Source organism: Thalassospira sp. MCCC 1A01148 (genome assembly GCF_001613795.1).
In the GTDB taxonomy this organism is placed as follows: Bacteria; Pseudomonadota; Alphaproteobacteria; order Rhodospirillales; family Thalassospiraceae; genus Thalassospira.
Genome location: NZ_LPVZ01000014.1, coordinates 1 through 15,865, shown reverse-complemented (window position 1 = coordinate 15,865; position 15,865 = coordinate 1). Strand labels below are relative to the sequence as shown.

Below are 15,865 nucleotides of genomic sequence, written 5' to 3'. Positions count from 1 at the left end.
TGCTGCGGTCAGCGTGGTTTTACCGTGGTCAACGTGGCCGACGGTGCCAACGTTAACGTGCGGTTTTGTACGCTCAAACTTTTCTTTAGCCATTTCTAACTCCGTTTATTCTGGCGTGGCCTTAGCCGGCCGATTTGGCTTTGACTTCGTCCGCAACTGCCTGCGGGACGTCAGCATAATGATCGAACTGCATCACGAACTGGGCACGGCCCTGGGACATGGAACGCAGATTGTTGACGTAACCGAACATGTTCGCCAGCGGTACGAACGCGTTAACAACGCGCGCAATACCACGGGAGTCCATGTCACGGACCTGGCCACGACGGCTGTTCAGGTCGCCAATGATATCGCCCATGTATTCTTCCGGGGTCACAACTTCGACCTTCATGATCGGCTCGAGCAGCTTCGGAGAAGCTTTCGACAGACCTTCTTTGAATGCTGCGCGAGCAGCGATTTCGAAGGCCATGACGCTCGAGTCAACGTCGTGATATGCACCATCGGTCAGGGTGATCGAGAAGTCGGTTACAGGGAAGCCTGCGATAACACCGCTCTGCAGCGAGCTTTCGAAGCCTTTCTGTACACCCGGGATGTATTCCTTCGGAACGTTACCGCCAACAACGGTATCGGTGAAGGAGAAGCCCGAACCCGGTTCGCCCGGGGTGAAGGTCAACTTGATACGTGCAAACTGGCCCGAACCACCCGACTGCTTTTTGTGGGTGTAGTCGATATCGACCGACTTCGAGATGGTTTCACGATAAGCAACCTGCGGCGCGCCGACGTTTGCTTCGACTTTGAATTCACGCTTCATACGATCGACGAGAATGTCGAGGTGAAGCTCGCCCATACCGGAAATAATGGTCTGGCCGGATTCGTGGTCGGATTTAACACGGAACGACGGATCTTCCTGAGCAAGACGTGCCAGGGCGAGACCCATTTTTTCCTGGTCGGCTTTCGATTTCGGCTCAACAGCGATTTCGATAACCGGATCCGGGAATTCCATGCGCTCGAGGATGATCGGCTTGGCCGGGTCGCAAAGGGTATCACCAGTGGTGGTGTCTTTGAGACCAACCAGAGCAACGATGTCGCCCGAGCAAGCGTATTTGATTTCTTCGCGGTTGTTCGAATGCATAAGAAGCATACGGCCGATACGTTCTTTTTTCTCTTTGACAGAGTTCATAACGTAGGAGCCTGCTTCGAGCACACCCGAATAGATACGCGCGAAAGTCAGAGAGCCGACAAACGGGTCGCTCATGATCTTGAACGCAAGTGCCGAGAACGGTGCTTCGTCGGTCAGCGGACGGCTATCGGGCTCGTCTTCGGTGTTCGGCTTAACGCCACGAACATCGTCGATGTCGTCCGGTGCCGGCATGTAGTCGACAACAGCATCGAGAAGCGGCTGAACGCCTTTGTTCTTGAACGCGGTACCAAGAAGGACCGGAACAAGTTCGCCAGCAATCGTGCCCTTACGGATGCACTCTTTGAGCTTCTCTTCGCTCGGCTGCTCACCTTCGAGGTAAGCTTCCATAGCTTCTTCGTCACACTCGACGGCCTGTTCGATCAGGGCTTCGCGGTATTCAGCGGCCTGATCAGCAAGGGAGTCGCGAATGTCGCGGTATTCGAACTCTGCACCAAGGCTTTCGTCTTTCCAGACGATTTCCTTGTTGCGAACGAGATCGACTACACCTTCGAAATCACCTTCGGCACCGATCGGCAGCTGCATGACAGCGGCATTGGCACCAAGGCGTTCCTTGATCATTTCGACGCAACGGAAGAAGTCCGCACCGGTACGGTCCATTTTGTTGACAAAGCACATACGCGGAACGTTGTACTTGTCAGCCTGGCGCCAAACGGTTTCGGTCTGCGGCTCAACACCGGAAACGGCATCGAATACGGCGCAGGCACCATCGAGAACACGCAGCGAACGTTCAACTTCAATGGTGAAGTCAACGTGGCCCGGGGTATCGATGATGTTGACACGGTGGTCGTTCCAGAAGCAGGTCGTCGCAGCAGACGTAATCGTAATGCCACGTTCCTGTTCCTGTTCCATCCAGTCCATGGTCGCGGCGCCGTCGTGGACTTCGCCGATCTTATAGGACTTGCCGGTGTAGAAAAGGATTCGCTCGGTGGTCGTCGTTTTACCAGCATCAATGTGTGCCATGATGCCAATGTTACGATACCGAGAGATCGGAGTGCGTTTTACCATAATCGACTCTTGATCTTGAGGTCTGGGTTACCAGCGATAATGAGCGAAAGCCTTGTTGGCTTCAGCCATACGGTGGGTGTCTTCGCGTTTCTTGACGGCCGAACCACGGTTGTTGGCTGCGTCCATCAGTTCGCCGGCAAGACGACCAACCATGGTGGTTTCGGAGCGCTTGCGAGCTGCGTCAACCAGCCAACGAATGGCCAGCGCCTGACGACGCTCGGTACGAACTTCAACCGGAACCTGGTAGGTAGCACCACCAACACGGCGTGAACGAACTTCGACGTTCGGCTTCACGTTATCCATGGCTTCGTGGAACTGGGCAACCGGGTCTGCACCCTTGCCTTCCATAACTTCCAGGGCACCGTAAACGATCTTTTCAGCTGCGGATTTTTTACCATCCAGCATCAGACCGTTCATGAATTTAGTCAGAACCTTATCGCCATATTTGGCATCAGGCAGAACTTCGCGCTTTTCAGCAGCGTGACGACGTGACATCTGAGCTGCTCCTTATTTCGGACGCTTCGCGCCGTATTTCGAACGACGCTGTTTACGGTCTTTGACACCCTGCGTATCGAGGGTACCGCGAATGATGTGGTAACGCACACCCGGCAAATCTTTTACACGGCCGCCGCGGATCATGACGACGGAGTGTTCCTGCAGGTTGTGGCCTTCACCCGGAATGTAAGAAGTTACTTCGTAGCCGTTGGTCAAACGAACACGAGCAACCTTACGAAGTGCCGAGTTCGGCTTCTTCGGGGTGGTGGTATAGACACGGGTGCAAACGCCGCGTTTCTGCGGGCATGCTTCCAGTGCCGGAACCATATCGCGCTGGGTGCGCGGAGTCCGCTTTTTGCGGATCAACTGGTTAATAGTGGGCATTAACTTTCCCTTTTACTTTAACGGACGCCACTAGGGCGCTGCTCTTATCGACGCACGACGAGCGACCACGCGTCTTTGTATTTTGTACAAAAACACGCGCGGACGCCCATAAAAGCAGGAGTTCCTGCCTCGACGGCCGTCAGAGTCGCACTCAAGCGATGGGGGGCGAAAACCGCCCGCTACCGCACAAAACGGCACCGGCACAGCTACACCCCCCTAGATTCGGTGGGCGCATACTAGTGACGGCCCCCTTTTGCGTCAAGCAAAACCCTCTGGGCCTTCGAGTTGGCGCTTCAAACGCCGAAACGAGCCGGTGCGTCGATAAGAGTCCGGCTCGTTTCTGATTCTTTTAACTGTCTGGCGCGACGAACTTATTCGCCTGCCGGCAGGGTAGCGGTGTCGGCATCGGACTGCGGACCGAAGTTGTCGCCGATTTCCTCTTCTGCCTCGATCTGTACCGTTTTGTCGCGTTCGGCAGCCAGTGCACGGAAGCGGTTCATCACCGCGCCGGTACCAGCCGGGATCAAACGACCCACGATGACGTTCTCTTTCAGACCGATAAGGGTATCGGTTTTGCCCGAGACAGCTGCCTCGGTAAGAACGCGCGTGGTTTCCTGGAACGACGCGGCCGAAATGAAGGAGTGCGTCTGGAGCGAGGCTTTGGTGATCCCCTGGAGGACCGGTGCGCCTTCGGCCAGTTCGCCGCCTTCTTTAAGAGCACGTTCGTTTTCGGCATCAAAATCAACGCGGTCAATGATTTCGCCAACCAGAAGCGTGGTGTCACCCGGTTTGGTGATTTCCACTTTCTGCAGCATCTGACGTACGATGACTTCGATGTGCTTGTCGTTAATCTTCACGCCCTGCAGACGGTAGACTTCCTGGATCTCGTTGACCAGGTAATCTGCCAGTGCCGGAACGCCCATAACACGCAGAATATCGTGCGGAACCGGTGAACCATCAAGAAGCTGGTCGCCCTGTTCGACGAAGTCCCCTTCCTGAACGGCAAGGTGCTTGCCTTTCGGGATCAGGTATTCGACCGGTTCGGTCAGACCCGAGTCTTCGAGCGGGTGAACCACGACGCGACGCTTGTTCTTGTAGTCCTTGCCGAATTCGACGCGACCCGGGATATCCGAGATAATTGCGTGTTCTTTCGGTTTACGGGCTTCGAACAGTTCGGCAACACGCGGCAGACCACCGGTAATGTCACGGGTTTTCGAACCTTCACGCGGGATACGTGCAAGCACGTCACCAGCTGCGACCTTCTGACCGTTCTCGACCGAGAGAATAGCATCAACCGAGAGGAAGTAACGGGCTTCAAGACCGTTATCCAGGTTGATGACCTCGCCGTTTTCGTTACGCAGGGTAACGCGCGGCTTGAGGTCGGATGCCTTCGGCATGCTCTTCCAGTCGATAACCGTTTTCGAGGCGATACCGGTCGCTTCGTCATAGACTTCGCGAATGGTTACGTTCTCGAGAAGGTCGACATAGTTCACGTAACCTTCTTTCTCGGTGATGATCGGCAGGGTGTACGGATCCCATTCAGCCAGTTTCTGGCCACGGGTAACCTGCGCGCCTTCATCGGTCAGAAGTTTCGCACCATACGGAACGCGGTATTTCGCACGTTCGCGACCGGTCTTGTCGATCAGCAGGATCTCGAGGTTACGCGCCATGACGATGTTCACGCCAGACGAGTTCTCGACAACCGCGCGGTTTTTCAGTTTCACGGTGGCATCGAAGTTTGCTTCGACGCCGGAAACTTCTGCGCCACGCTGCGCGGCACCACCAATGTGGAACGTACGCATGGTCAGCTGGGTACCCGGCTCACCGATCGACTGCGCGGCGATAACACCGACAGCTTCACCGATATTGACCGTGGTACCACGGGCCAGGTCACGACCATAGCAGTGGCCGCAAACACCGGTTTCCGCATCACAGGTCAGAACCGAACGGATACGCGCCATTTCGACGCCTGCCTTTTCGATCACATCAAGGTGGTCTTCTTCGACCATCTCGTTCTTCGGCACGATGACTTCGCCGGTCGACGGATTGACAATCTCGTCGGCGGTGAAGCGACCGAGGATACGATCAGACAGGGTTTCGATCACCTCACCGGAGTCGACGACGGCTGCGATGTCGAGGCCACGGTCGGTACCGCAATCATGCTGGGTGATGATGCAGTCCTGGGCCACGTCAACGAGACGACGGGTAAGGTAACCCGAGTTCGCCGTTTTCAGTGCGGTATCAGCAAGACCTTTACGAGCACCGTGAGTGGAGTTGAAGTACTCCTGCACGGTCAGGCCTTCTTTAAAGTTCGAAATAATCGGCGTCTCAATGATCGAGCCATCCGGTTTCGCCATCAGGCCACGCATAGCAGCCAGCTGACGCATCTGGGCGGCAGAACCACGGGCACCGGAGTGCGCCATCATGTAAACCGAGTTCACATTGTCACCTTCTGCCGTCGCCGAGATGACTTTCATCATCGCTTCGGAAACGTCGTCGGTGCACTGTGCCCAGGCGTCAACAACCTTGTTGTATTTCTCACCACGGGTGATGAGACCGTCCTGGTACTGCTGCTCGTATTCCTTGACCTTTTCATGGGTCGTGCCAACCAGGGTTTCCTTGGCTTCCGGAATGATCATGTCATCCTTACCGAAGGAGATACCGGCTTTACATGCCCAGTTGAAACCAAGGCCCATCATGCGGTCAGCAAAGATAACGGTCTCTTTCTGGCCACAGTGACGATAGACGACGTCGATAACGTTCGAGACGTCTTTCTTGGTGAGCAGCTTGTTGATGGTCGAGAACGGAATGCGCGGATGACGCGGCAGAAGTTCCGACAGCAACATGCGGCCCGGGGTCGTGGCAACACGAACGGTGATCGGTTCGTTGTTTTCATCAACCGTGTGATAACGGGCATTCACCTTGGAATGGAGGTTTACGACACCTTCATCCAGCGCCTGCTCGATCTCGGCAATGTTGACAAACGACATGCCCTCGCCCGGCTGACCATCACGCTCCATGGAGATGTAGTACAGACCAAGGACGATATCCTGCGACGGCACGATGATCGGTTTACCCGATGCCGGTGACAGGATGTTGTTGGTCGACATCATCAGGGTACGTGCTTCAAGCTGGGCTTCAAGCGACAACGGTACGTGGACAGCCATCTGGTCACCGTCGAAGTCCGCGTTGAACGCAGTACAAACGAGCGGGTGCAGCTGGATGGCCTTACCTTCGATCAGGGTCGGCTCGAACGCCTGAATACCGAGACGGTGAAGCGTCGGTGCACGGTTGAGCATGACCGGGTGTTCGCGGATAACCTGTTCGAGGATATCCCAAACTTCGGCGCGCTCTTTTTCCACCATGCGCTTTGCAGCCTTGATGGTGGTGGCCATCCCGTACAGTTCCAGCTTCGCGTAAACGAACGGCTTGAACAGTTCGAGCGCCATTTTCTTTGGCAGACCGCACTGATGCAGTTTCAGGTTCGGACCCACGGTAATAACCGAACGACCGGAATAGTCGACGCGTTTACCCAGAAGGTTCTGACGGAAACGACCCTGCTTGCCTTTGAGCATGTCCGACATCGATTTGAGCGGACGCTTGTTGGCACCAGTGATCGGACGACCGCGACGGCCGTTGTCAAACAGCGCATCAACCGATTCCTGAAGCATACGTTTTTCGTTACGCACGATAATATCAGGCGCACGAAGCTCGATCAGGCGCTTCAGACGGTTGTTACGGTTGATCACACGGCGATACAGATCGTTCAGATCCGAGGTCGCGAAACGACCACCATCCAGCGGAACCAGCGGGCGCAGTTCCGGCGGAATAACCGGGATCACTTCAAGGATCATCCATTCCGGGCGTGCGCCGGATTCCTGGAAGGCCTCAATCAGCTTGAGACGCTTGACCAGCTTCTTGCGCTTGGCTTCGGAATTGGTTTCCTTGAGGTCGATTTTCGCGGTTTCGCGTTCTTCATCAAGGTCGATCGCCGAGAGCATATCGCGGATGGCTTCTGCACCGATGCCGGCGCGGAAGCTGTCTTCGCCATATTCTTCCTGGGCGGTCATGTACTGGTCTTCGGACAGGAGCTCACCCATCTTGAGCGGGGTCAGGCCCGGTTCGATAACCACATAGTTTTCGAAGTACAGGATGCGCTCAAGATCCTTGAGCGTCATGTCCAGCAGCAGACCCAGACGGCTCGGCAGCGACTTCATGAACCAGATGTGGGCAACAGGTGCCGCCAGTTCGATGTGGCCCATACGTTCACGACGTACTTTGGCCAGAGTCACTTCGACGCCGCATTTTTCACAGATAATGCCGCGATACTTCATACGCTTGTACTTGCCGCACAAGCATTCGTAATCCTTCACCGGACCAAAAATGCGCGCACAGAACAGGCCGTCGCGCTCCGGTTTGAAGGTCCGGTAGTTGATGGTTTCCGGTTTCTTGATCTCGCCGAACGACCAGGAGCGGATACGCTCCGGGCTGGCAATCTGAATCCGGATCTGATCGAAGCTCTGGGTGCCCTGCGGCTGCCCGAAGATCTTCATCAACTCGTTCATAAAGGCTCTCCCGCTATGCCCGGTCTCGCCGGGTTTCGCCAATTTCAGGCCGAAAGATGCGATTTGGTGACCGGGATGCCCGAACGGGCACCCCTGTCAGCCAAACACTTAGAAATCGTTCTGCTCAAGCTCGACATTGAGGCCAAGCGAACGGAGTTCTTTAACGAGAACGTTAAAGGATTCCGGAATGCCGGCTTCGAAGGTGTCTTCGCCGCGAACAATGGCTTCGTAGACCTTGGTACGGCCCGAAACGTCATCCGACTTGACCGTAAGCATTTCCTGGAGGGTGTATGCAGCACCGTAAGCTTCGAGTGCCCACACTTCCATCTCCCCGAAACGCTGGCCACCGAACTGCGCCTTACCACCCAGCGGCTGCTGGGTAACAAGAGAGTACGGACCAATCGAACGTGCGTGGATCTTGTCGTCGACCAGGTGGTGCAGTTTGAGCATGTAGATATAGCCCACTGTCACCTTGCGATGGAATTTCTCACCGGTACGACCATCATAGAGGTCGACCTGGCCAGAACCATCAAGGCCTGCTTTTTCAAGCATACGAACAACATCCGGCTCACGGGCACCGTCGAAGACCGGGGTGGCCATCGGGACGCCGCGACGCAGGTTGTTACCAAGTTCAATGACTTCGCCATCAGAAAGCTCTTTGATGCCAGCGACATATTCTTCGCCTTCATAGACATCATTAAGCTTGCTGCGCAGGTCATCCATCTCGCCACGACCATCGGCAACAGCATCGACGAGATCGCCGATCTGCTCACCCAGACCACGTGAAGCCCAACCAAGGTGGGTTTCAAGGATCTGGCCGACGTTCATACGCGACGGAACACCCAGCGGGTTCAAAACGATATCGACCGGCGTACCGTCTTCGAGGTGCGGCATGTCTTCGACCGGCATAATGCGCGATACGACACCCTTGTTCCCGTGACGGCCGGCCATTTTATCACCCGGCTGCATTTTACGTTTAACTGCGACAAAGACTTTGACCATCTTCATCACGCCCGGCGGCAGTTCGTCACCGGCCTGCAGTTTGTCGACCTTGTCATCGAAGCGGGCCTGAAGAACAGCGATCGATTCCTCGAACTGCTTTTTCAGAGCTTCGATGTCAGACATAACATTGTCATCTGCGACAGCGATCTGGCGCCAAAGGCCACGGGCAACACCCGACAGGCTTTCTTCGGTCAGTTCACCGGTCAGGCCCTTCGGACCATCAACCAGTTTCTGGCCAACCAGAAGGTTCTGCAGACGACCATAGAAGTTACGCTCGAGGATCGCGCGTTCATCATCGCGGTCCTGTGCGAGACGTTCGATCTCAGCGCGTTCGATGGCCAGAGCACGTTCGTCCTTGTCAACGCCACGACGCGAGAACACGCGGACTTCAACAATGGTACCGAACTGTCCCGGCGGGACACGAAGCGAGGTATCGCGAACGTCAGATGCTTTTTCACCAAAGATGGCACGCAGAAGTTTTTCTTCCGGCGTCATCGGGCTTTCGCCCTTCGGCGTTACCTTACCAACAAGGATATCGCCCGGCTTGATTTCCGCACCGATGTAGACAATGCCCGCCTCGTCGAGGTTTTTGAGCGCTTCTTCACCGACGTTCGGAATATCACGGGTGATTTCTTCCTGGCCGAGCTTGGTATCGCGGGCCATGACTTCGAATTCCTCGATGTGGATCGAGGTATAGACGTCATCACGGGCGATACGTTCGGACAGAAGGATGGAATCCTCGAAGTTGTAACCGTTCCACGGCATGAACGCGACGAGCACGTTACGGCCGAGAGCCAGTTCACCCATATCGGTACACGGACCATCCGAGATGATATCGCCCTTCTGGACAACATCGCCAACTTTCACCAGCGGACGCTGGTTAATGCAGCTGCCCTGGTTGGAACGCTGGTATTTCAGCAGGGTGTAAATATCGACACCCGATTCCGAAGCGGCAATGTCACCCGTTGCGCGGATAACCATACGGGTCGCGTCAACAGATTCAACAACACCGTCACGGCGTGCGATCAGGGTTGCACCCGAATCACGTGCCACCGGAACTTCCATACCGGTCCCGACATACGGAGCTTCAGAGCGGATCAACGGAACCGCCTGACGCTGCATGTTCGAGCCCATCAGTGCGCGGTTCGCGTCATCGTTCTCAAGGAACGGAATGAGCGCGGATGCGACCGATACCAGCTGCTTCGGCGAGACGTCCATCAGGTCGATCTCTTCGGAGCGGGCCATGTAGTGGTCACCGGCCTTACGGGTGTTGATCAGTTCGTTGGTGAAGCTGAAGTCAGCGTTAAGCGGTTCGTTTGCCTGTGCGATGACATAACGGCCTTCCTCGATCGCCGAGAGGTAGATAACCTCTGCGGTGACGTTGCCGTCGACAACCTTGCGGTACGGGCTTTCGATGAAGCCGTACTGGTTGACACGAGCAAAGGTCGCCAGCGAGTTGATCAGACCAATGTTCGGACCTTCCGGCGTTTCAACCGGGCAGATACGACCATAGTGGGTCGGATGAACGTCACGCACTTCAAAGCCTGCACGCTCACGGGTCAAACCACCCGGACCAAGCGCCGAAAGACGGCGTTTGTGGGTAATTTCCGAAAGCGGGTTGGTCTGGTCCATGAACTGCGACAGCTGCGAGGAGCCGAAGAATTCACGTACAGCAGCCGCAACCGGCTTGGCGTTGATCAGGTCATGCGGCATGACGTTGTCGATCTCGACCGAGCTCATACGCTCGCGGATCGCACGTTCCATACGCAACAGACCGACGCGGAACTGGTTTTCCATCAGCTCGCCAACCGAACGCAAACGACGGTTACCGAGGTGGTCAATATCGTCAATCTCGCCACGACCGTCTTTCAGGTCGATCAGAACACGGACGACTTCCAGAATGTCTTCACGACGCAGGATACGAACGGTGTCTTCGCATTCCAGGTTAAGACGCGCATTCATCTTCACGCGACCAACCGCGGAAAGATCGTAACGCTCTGCATCGAAGAACAGGCCCTTGAACATGGCTTCCGCACCCTCGAGGGTCGGCGGCTCGCCCGGGCGCATCACGCGATAGATGTCCACAAGGGCTTCTTCGCGGTTGCTGTTCTTGTCCAGCGCCATGGTGTTGCGCAGATACGGACCAACCTGGTTGTGGTCGATCATCAGCAGACGAACGGAATCAACACCCCATTCTTTCAGCTGCTCGAACACTTCCTCGGTCAGTTCGTGGCCGGCTTCTGCCAGAATTTCACCGGTTTCGCCGTCAATAAGGTCGTCGGCCATGAACCAGCCATTGAGCTGATCTTCCGGTACGAGGATCTCGGTGACGCCCTGCTCGGTGATCTTGTTGGCAGAACGCTTGGTGATCTTGGAACCGGCAGCAGCGACTACTTCGCCGCTTTTGGCGTCGATAAGATCGAAGACAAGCTTCTGGCCAATGTAACGGTCCACGGTGAAATCGGTGACCCAACCATCCTTGGTGCGGCGGTATTCAGCCGAATCATAGTAATAGTTGAGGATTTCTTCCGGGGTCAGACCTTCGATTTCCGACGGATCGACAGAGCGGCCTTCTTCGGCACGCTGTGCACGCAGCTGTTCGGACTCTTCGTTTTCAAGAGCCATCAGCAGCGTGGTCGCCGGCAGTTTGCGGCGACGGTCGATACGGACATACAGGATGTCTTTTGCATCGAATTCGAAATCGAGCCAGGAACCACGATACGGAATGACACGTGCGGCAAACAGGTATTTGCCCGAGCTGTGGCTCTTGCCCTTGTCATGGTCGAAGAAGACACCCGGCGAGCGGTGCATCTGGGAGACAATCACACGCTCGGTGCCGTTCACGATAAAGGTACCGTGTTCGGTCATGAGCGGCATGTCGCCCATGTAGACGTCCTGCTCTTTGATATCGCGGATCGAGCGTGCGCCCGTGTCCTCGTCGATATCCCAGACAACCAGGCGCAGAGTTACACGCAGCGGTGCGGCAAAGGTCATGCCACGCTGGCGACACTCTTCGGTATCGTATTTGGGCTGCTCAAGCTCATACGAAACAAATTCAAGAGTTGCGCGTTCCGAAAAATCTTTAATCGGAAAGACGCTCTTGAATACTTCCTGAAGACCTGCATCGTCCCGCTGCTCCTGCGAGATTCCGGTCTGCAAAAACTTATCGTAGGAATTCTTTTGAACCTCGATGAGGTTCGGGAGCGGAGCGACTTCGCTGATCCGTCCAAAGCTTTTGCGGATGCGCTTTCGACCAGTAAAGGACTTATCCATCATCGTTCCTTTAATCGCGCCTCCCCACACCGTCCGAACTCGTTCGTCCCTGCTCTGCCGCGCTTGCGAGTCGCACAAAACGCATACAGCACAACGACGCCCGAGCCCCGTACGGGGCGGGCGTTCACTTGATTATGACCGTGGATGTTATTTGACATCCAACTTGATTGAGATCACTGATCCCTCGGCTGTCGACGCCGTCAAAGATAACCTCTGACCTAAACGGCCTTACGTTATGTACGATTACCTTTGGCAGCGTCAACCGTTAAATTCCTGTTCGCGCCGCTGCACCCACCTGACACGATTGCCGGGAAGCACAGAGACGGAAGGGTCGGCGCCCAAAGGACGCCGACCCAGACCTTGGCAAGAAGCCGTCGATTACTTGAGTTCGACGGTTGCGCCGGCTTCTTCCAGCTTCTTCTTGATTTCTTCGGCTTCGTCCTTAGCAGCGCCTTCTTTGACGGCTTTCGGAGCGCCTTCAACCAGTTCTTTGGCTTCTTTGAGGCCAAGACCGGTGATGCCGCGGACTTCTTTGATGACGTTGATTTTCTTGTCACCAGCAGAGGTCAGAACGACGTCAAATTCGGTTTTTTCTTCAGCAGCTTCGCCACCGGCAGCAGCGCCACCAGCAGCAGCAACAGCTACCGGAGCAGCGGCAGAAACGCCCCACTCTTCTTCGAGCATTTTGGAAAGTTCTGCAGCTTCAAGAACGGTGAGCTTGGAAAGCTCTTCAACGAGTGCCTTAAGATCGGCCATTTTACTATACTCCTAGGCTTGAACTTAGATATCCGGGATATCTGATTAGTTTGGTTTACGCGGCTTCGCCTTTGTCGGCATATGCCTTCAGCACCTGGGCGATCTGGCCCGCCGGCTTGGAGGTCAGCGTAGCGATACGCTGTGCCGGGGTCTGGATCATACCCACCAGCTTGCCACGAAGTTCGTCCAGCGACGGCAGTTCTGCCAGAGCTTTAACGCCCTGCTCATCCAGAACCTGTTCGCCGATAGCACCAGCGACAAGCACGAGCTTCTCGTTGGATTTTGCGAACTTCGAAGCTACTTTCGCGGCCGCTGCCGGATCTGCCGAATAGGCAATCGCGGTCGGGCCGGTGAAGTAGTCTGCAAGACCAGCAAATTTGGTGCCTTCCAGAGCAAGTCGCGTAAGCCGGTTTTTGGTGACCTTGAAGCCCGCACCAGAATCACGCATCTGCGCACGAAGATCGGTAATTTCCGAGACCGTCAACCCTTTGTACTGGGTGATGATCACGCCTTCCGAACCTTCGAACACTTCGCGCATCTCTGCTACGAACTGTTGTTTATCATCGCGGTTCACTTTTAAGTCTCCGACATTGCTTGTTGCCCTGAACCCCACAAGGAGGTTCACAGACGTGACCTGTCCTTTCGAACCGGTCTGTTACGCCCGTCCGTTTGCCAGATGTTCAAGCCTTGTGTGAATCCCCGACGGGGAAAACCTAAGAACCGGAACCTCTGCCTATGCAGGGAATTAAGAGTGACAAATCTCACTCACCTGCAGTCTGGGACAGACAGGTAGAGAGGGCCATGAGCCCTCTCCGGTCCTGACCGGCCCGAAGACCGGTCAGAATTCGAAAAATTCTTACTTCGACGCGATGTCAGCAATCGACAGCTTAACGCCAGCACCCATGGTGGAGCTGATCGCAGCGCGCTGCAGGTAAACACCTTTTGCGCCGGTCGGTTTTGCTTTTACGATCGCGTTCACGAATGCTTTTGCATTCTCAAGGATCTGTTCTTCGCTGAACGACGCCTTGCCGATACCTGCATGAACGATACCGTTCTTCTCGGCGCGGAACTGGACCTGGCCAGCCTTTGCGTCGGATACGGCGGTCGCAACATCCATGGTAACGGTGCCGAGTTTCGGGTTCGGCATCAGGCCGCGCGGGCCAAGAACCTTACCGAGACGGCCGACAACAGCCATCATGTCCGGGGTTGCAATAACGCGATCATAGTTCAGATCGCCTTTCTGCATTGCTTCCATCAGGTCTTCGGCGCCAACAGCGTCTGCACCAGCTTTCTGGGCTTCTTCTGCTTTGGCTTCTTTTGCGAAGACAGCAACGCGCATGGTTTTACCGGTACCATGCGGCAGGGAAACAACACCACGGACCATCTGGTCAGCGTGACGCGGATCAACACCAAGGTTCATCGCCATTTCGATGGTTTCATCGAATTTGGCTTTTGCACCTTCTTTGACGAGCTTCACAGCAGCTGCGAGCTCGTACTGGGTGTTACGGTCGATGCCCTCATAGGCCTGGGCAAGGCGTTTACCAGTCTTGGCCATCGTCTTACTCCACAACCTCGAGACCCATCGCACGGGCAGAGCCCTCGATCATTGCCATCGCGCCATCAACGTCAAATGCGTTGAGGTCAGCCATTTTGGCTTCTGCGATTTCTTTGACCTGTGCTTTGGTTACTTTACCAACATAACCTTTACCGGTGGTACCGGAACCCTTGGCGATGCCTGCTGCCTTTTTCAGGAAGTAGGATGCCGGCGGGGTTTTGGTGATGAAAGAGAAGGAACGGTCGGAATAAACGGTGATGACGACCGGAATCGGCATACCAGGTTCCATCTGCTGGGTCGCTGCGTTGAACGCCTTGCAGAATTCCATGATGTTCACGCCGCGCTGACCAAGAGCCGGGCCGACAGGCGGCGACGGATTGGCTTTGCCGGCGGGAATCTGCAGCTTAAGATAGCCGTCGATTTTCTTCGCCATTAGAGTACCTCTTAAAGAAGCGCGCGGTCCGGCCATGGCTGACCTCCCGCGCCTTGATTGCTGCCTGCGTATACAGGCAGCGACTTAAATTTTCAAGATCGTTTTTTTTTTAAAGCTTCTCGACCTGGGTGTATTCCAGTTCGACCGGAGTTGAACGACCGAAGATCGAAACAGACACCTTCAGGCGCGCACGTTCTTCATCAACCCCTTCGACAATACCGTTAAACGATGCAAACGGACCGTCGGAAACGCGTACTTCCTCGCCGATATCGAATGCGATGGTCGGCTTCGGACGATCAACACCTTCCTGCACCTGATGCAGAATGTGCTGAGCTTCCTTTTCGGAAATCGGCATCGGCTTGCCACGGCTGCCGAGGAAATCGGTAACCTTGGCGGTGTTCTTGACCAGATGCCAGCTTTCGTCGGTGAGATCCATCTTCAGCAGGACATAGCCCGGGAAAAACTTCCGCTCGGCATTGACCTTGGTGCCGCGACGCACCTCGACAGTTTCCTCGGTCGGGACCAGCACTTCCTCGATCTCGCCTTCCAGACCTTTCTTGATGGCCTGTTCGCGGATCGACTGGGCGACCTTTTTCTCAAAACCGGAGTGAACGTGCAATACGTACCAGCGATGCGCCATGACTTAACCCCCAACACCAAAGACCAGCTTAACACCCCATGCGAGGAGCTGATCGACAACAAAGAAGAAAATCGACGCGAGAGCAACCATCACGAAAACCATGATGGTCGAAACAGTCGTTTCCTTACGGGACGGCCACGAGACTTTCTTTGCCTCGGTGCGGACCTGCTGTACGAATTGTGCTGGCGACGTTTTAGCCATTGTCGGGGTTACACCGCTTTCTAATGCTTTATTTCACAACCCGGAAAAAATTGGCAGGAGAGGAGGGACTCGAACCCCCGACACTCGGTTTTGGAGACCGATGCTCTACCAACTGAGCTACACTCCTACAAGGCATCAGAAAGTTGAAAAGCTTATCTTCTTTCTGACTAAGTCCCGCCCGGGTGGCGGGGTGTGCGGGCGGGTTATAGCCGCCCGCACATCCAAGATCAAGCACTCAATCGTGCAAAATCTCAAAAATTATTCGATGATTTTCGCAACAACGCCCGCGCCGACGGTACGACCGCCTTCACGGATTGCGAAACGCAGACCTTCGTCCATTGCGATCGGTGCAATGAGG

General features: G+C 55.4%; 13 protein-coding genes and 1 tRNA gene. All 14 read right to left on the bottom strand.

What is annotated here, in order from left to right:
- The coding region (locus tag AUQ43_RS20070) for a GTP-binding protein (RefSeq protein WP_198157154.1) at positions 1 to 93 on the bottom strand (93 nt) is incomplete at its 3' end.
- Positions 94 to 121: 28 nt separating this feature from the next.
- Positions 122 to 2,203, bottom strand: coding sequence for an elongation factor G (gene fusA, locus AUQ43_RS06240; protein WP_062955414.1), 2,082 nt, complete (start codon positions 2,201 to 2,203; stop codon positions 122 to 124).
- Between the two features lie 27 nt (positions 2,204 to 2,230).
- Positions 2,231 to 2,698 carry a 30S ribosomal protein S7 gene (rpsG, locus tag AUQ43_RS06235; RefSeq protein WP_062955413.1) on the bottom strand — a complete coding sequence of 156 codons (468 nt, stop codon included), beginning with the start codon at positions 2,696 to 2,698 and terminating at the stop codon, positions 2,231 to 2,233.
- A 12-nt stretch (positions 2,699 to 2,710) separates the two neighbouring features.
- Positions 2,711 to 3,082 (bottom strand): 30S ribosomal protein S12, encoded by a 372-nt coding sequence (rpsL, locus tag AUQ43_RS06230; protein WP_008892339.1) that lies wholly within the window; start codon positions 3,080 to 3,082, stop codon positions 2,711 to 2,713.
- Between the two features lie 371 nt (positions 3,083 to 3,453).
- Positions 3,454 to 7,647 (bottom strand): DNA-directed RNA polymerase subunit beta', encoded by a 4,194-nt coding sequence (gene rpoC / locus AUQ43_RS06225; RefSeq protein WP_062955412.1) that lies wholly within the window; start codon positions 7,645 to 7,647, stop codon positions 3,454 to 3,456.
- A gap of 108 nt (positions 7,648 to 7,755) precedes the next feature.
- Positions 7,756 to 11,922, bottom strand: a complete 4,167-nt coding sequence (rpoB, locus tag AUQ43_RS06220) for a DNA-directed RNA polymerase subunit beta (RefSeq protein ID WP_062955411.1) — start codon at positions 11,920 to 11,922, stop codon at positions 7,756 to 7,758.
- Positions 11,923 to 12,300: 378 nt separating this feature from the next.
- Positions 12,301 to 12,678, bottom strand: coding sequence for a 50S ribosomal protein L7/L12 (gene rplL / locus AUQ43_RS06215; RefSeq protein WP_062955410.1), 378 nt, complete (start codon positions 12,676 to 12,678; stop codon positions 12,301 to 12,303).
- 55 nt (positions 12,679 to 12,733) lie between these two features.
- Positions 12,734 to 13,252 carry a 50S ribosomal protein L10 gene (gene rplJ / locus AUQ43_RS06210; RefSeq protein ID WP_062955409.1) on the bottom strand — a complete coding sequence of 173 codons (519 nt, stop codon included), beginning with the start codon at positions 13,250 to 13,252 and terminating at the stop codon, positions 12,734 to 12,736.
- Positions 13,253 to 13,534: 282 nt separating this feature from the next.
- Positions 13,535 to 14,233: a 50S ribosomal protein L1 gene (rplA, locus tag AUQ43_RS06205; RefSeq protein WP_062955408.1), complete on the bottom strand. Its 699-nt coding sequence runs from the start codon at positions 14,231 to 14,233 to the stop codon at positions 13,535 to 13,537.
- Positions 14,234 to 14,237: 4 nt separating this feature from the next.
- Positions 14,238 to 14,666 carry a 50S ribosomal protein L11 gene (gene rplK, locus AUQ43_RS06200; RefSeq protein WP_062955407.1) on the bottom strand — a complete coding sequence of 143 codons (429 nt, stop codon included), beginning with the start codon at positions 14,664 to 14,666 and terminating at the stop codon, positions 14,238 to 14,240.
- Between the two features lie 109 nt (positions 14,667 to 14,775).
- Positions 14,776 to 15,306 (bottom strand): transcription termination/antitermination protein NusG, encoded by a 531-nt coding sequence (gene nusG, locus AUQ43_RS06195; protein ID WP_062955406.1) that lies wholly within the window; start codon positions 15,304 to 15,306, stop codon positions 14,776 to 14,778.
- 3 nt (positions 15,307 to 15,309) lie between these two features.
- Positions 15,310 to 15,507 (bottom strand): preprotein translocase subunit SecE, encoded by a 198-nt coding sequence (gene secE / locus AUQ43_RS06190; RefSeq protein WP_044828413.1) that lies wholly within the window; start codon positions 15,505 to 15,507, stop codon positions 15,310 to 15,312.
- Between the two features lie 51 nt (positions 15,508 to 15,558).
- A tRNA-Trp gene (locus AUQ43_RS06185) sits at positions 15,559 to 15,634 on the bottom strand.
- Between the two features lie 131 nt (positions 15,635 to 15,765).
- Positions 15,766 to 15,865 (bottom strand): hypothetical protein (locus AUQ43_RS20065; RefSeq protein WP_198157127.1); only part of this gene is annotated, 100 nt, incomplete at its 5' end.

Bases quoted from the DNA above. Each gene is read 5' to 3' on its own strand.
- rplK (WP_062955407.1), bottom strand. From the start codon at position 14,666: ATGGCGAAGAAAATCGACGGCTATCTTAAGCTGCAGATTCCCGCCGGC.
- secE (WP_044828413.1), bottom strand. From the start codon at position 15,507: ATGGCTAAAACGTCGCCAGCACAATTCGTACAGCAGGTCCGCACCGAG.
- rpsG (WP_062955413.1), bottom strand. From the start codon at position 2,698: ATGTCACGTCGTCACGCTGCTGAAAAGCGCGAAGTTCTGCCTGATGCC.
- fusA (WP_062955414.1), bottom strand. From the start codon at position 2,203: ATGGTAAAACGCACTCCGATCTCTCGGTATCGTAACATTGGCATCATG.
- rpoC (WP_062955412.1), bottom strand. From the start codon at position 7,647: ATGAACGAGTTGATGAAGATCTTCGGGCAGCCGCAGGGCACCCAGAGC.
- rpoB (WP_062955411.1), bottom strand. From the start codon at position 11,922: ATGGATAAGTCCTTTACTGGTCGAAAGCGCATCCGCAAAAGCTTTGGA.
- rpsL (WP_008892339.1), bottom strand. From the start codon at position 3,082: ATGCCCACTATTAACCAGTTGATCCGCAAAAAGCGGACTCCGCGCACC.
- nusG (WP_062955406.1), bottom strand. From the start codon at position 15,306: ATGGCGCATCGCTGGTACGTATTGCACGTTCACTCCGGTTTTGAGAAA.
- rplA (WP_062955408.1), bottom strand. From the start codon at position 14,233: ATGGCCAAGACTGGTAAACGCCTTGCCCAGGCCTATGAGGGCATCGAC.
- rplL (WP_062955410.1), bottom strand. From the start codon at position 12,678: ATGGCCGATCTTAAGGCACTCGTTGAAGAGCTTTCCAAGCTCACCGTT.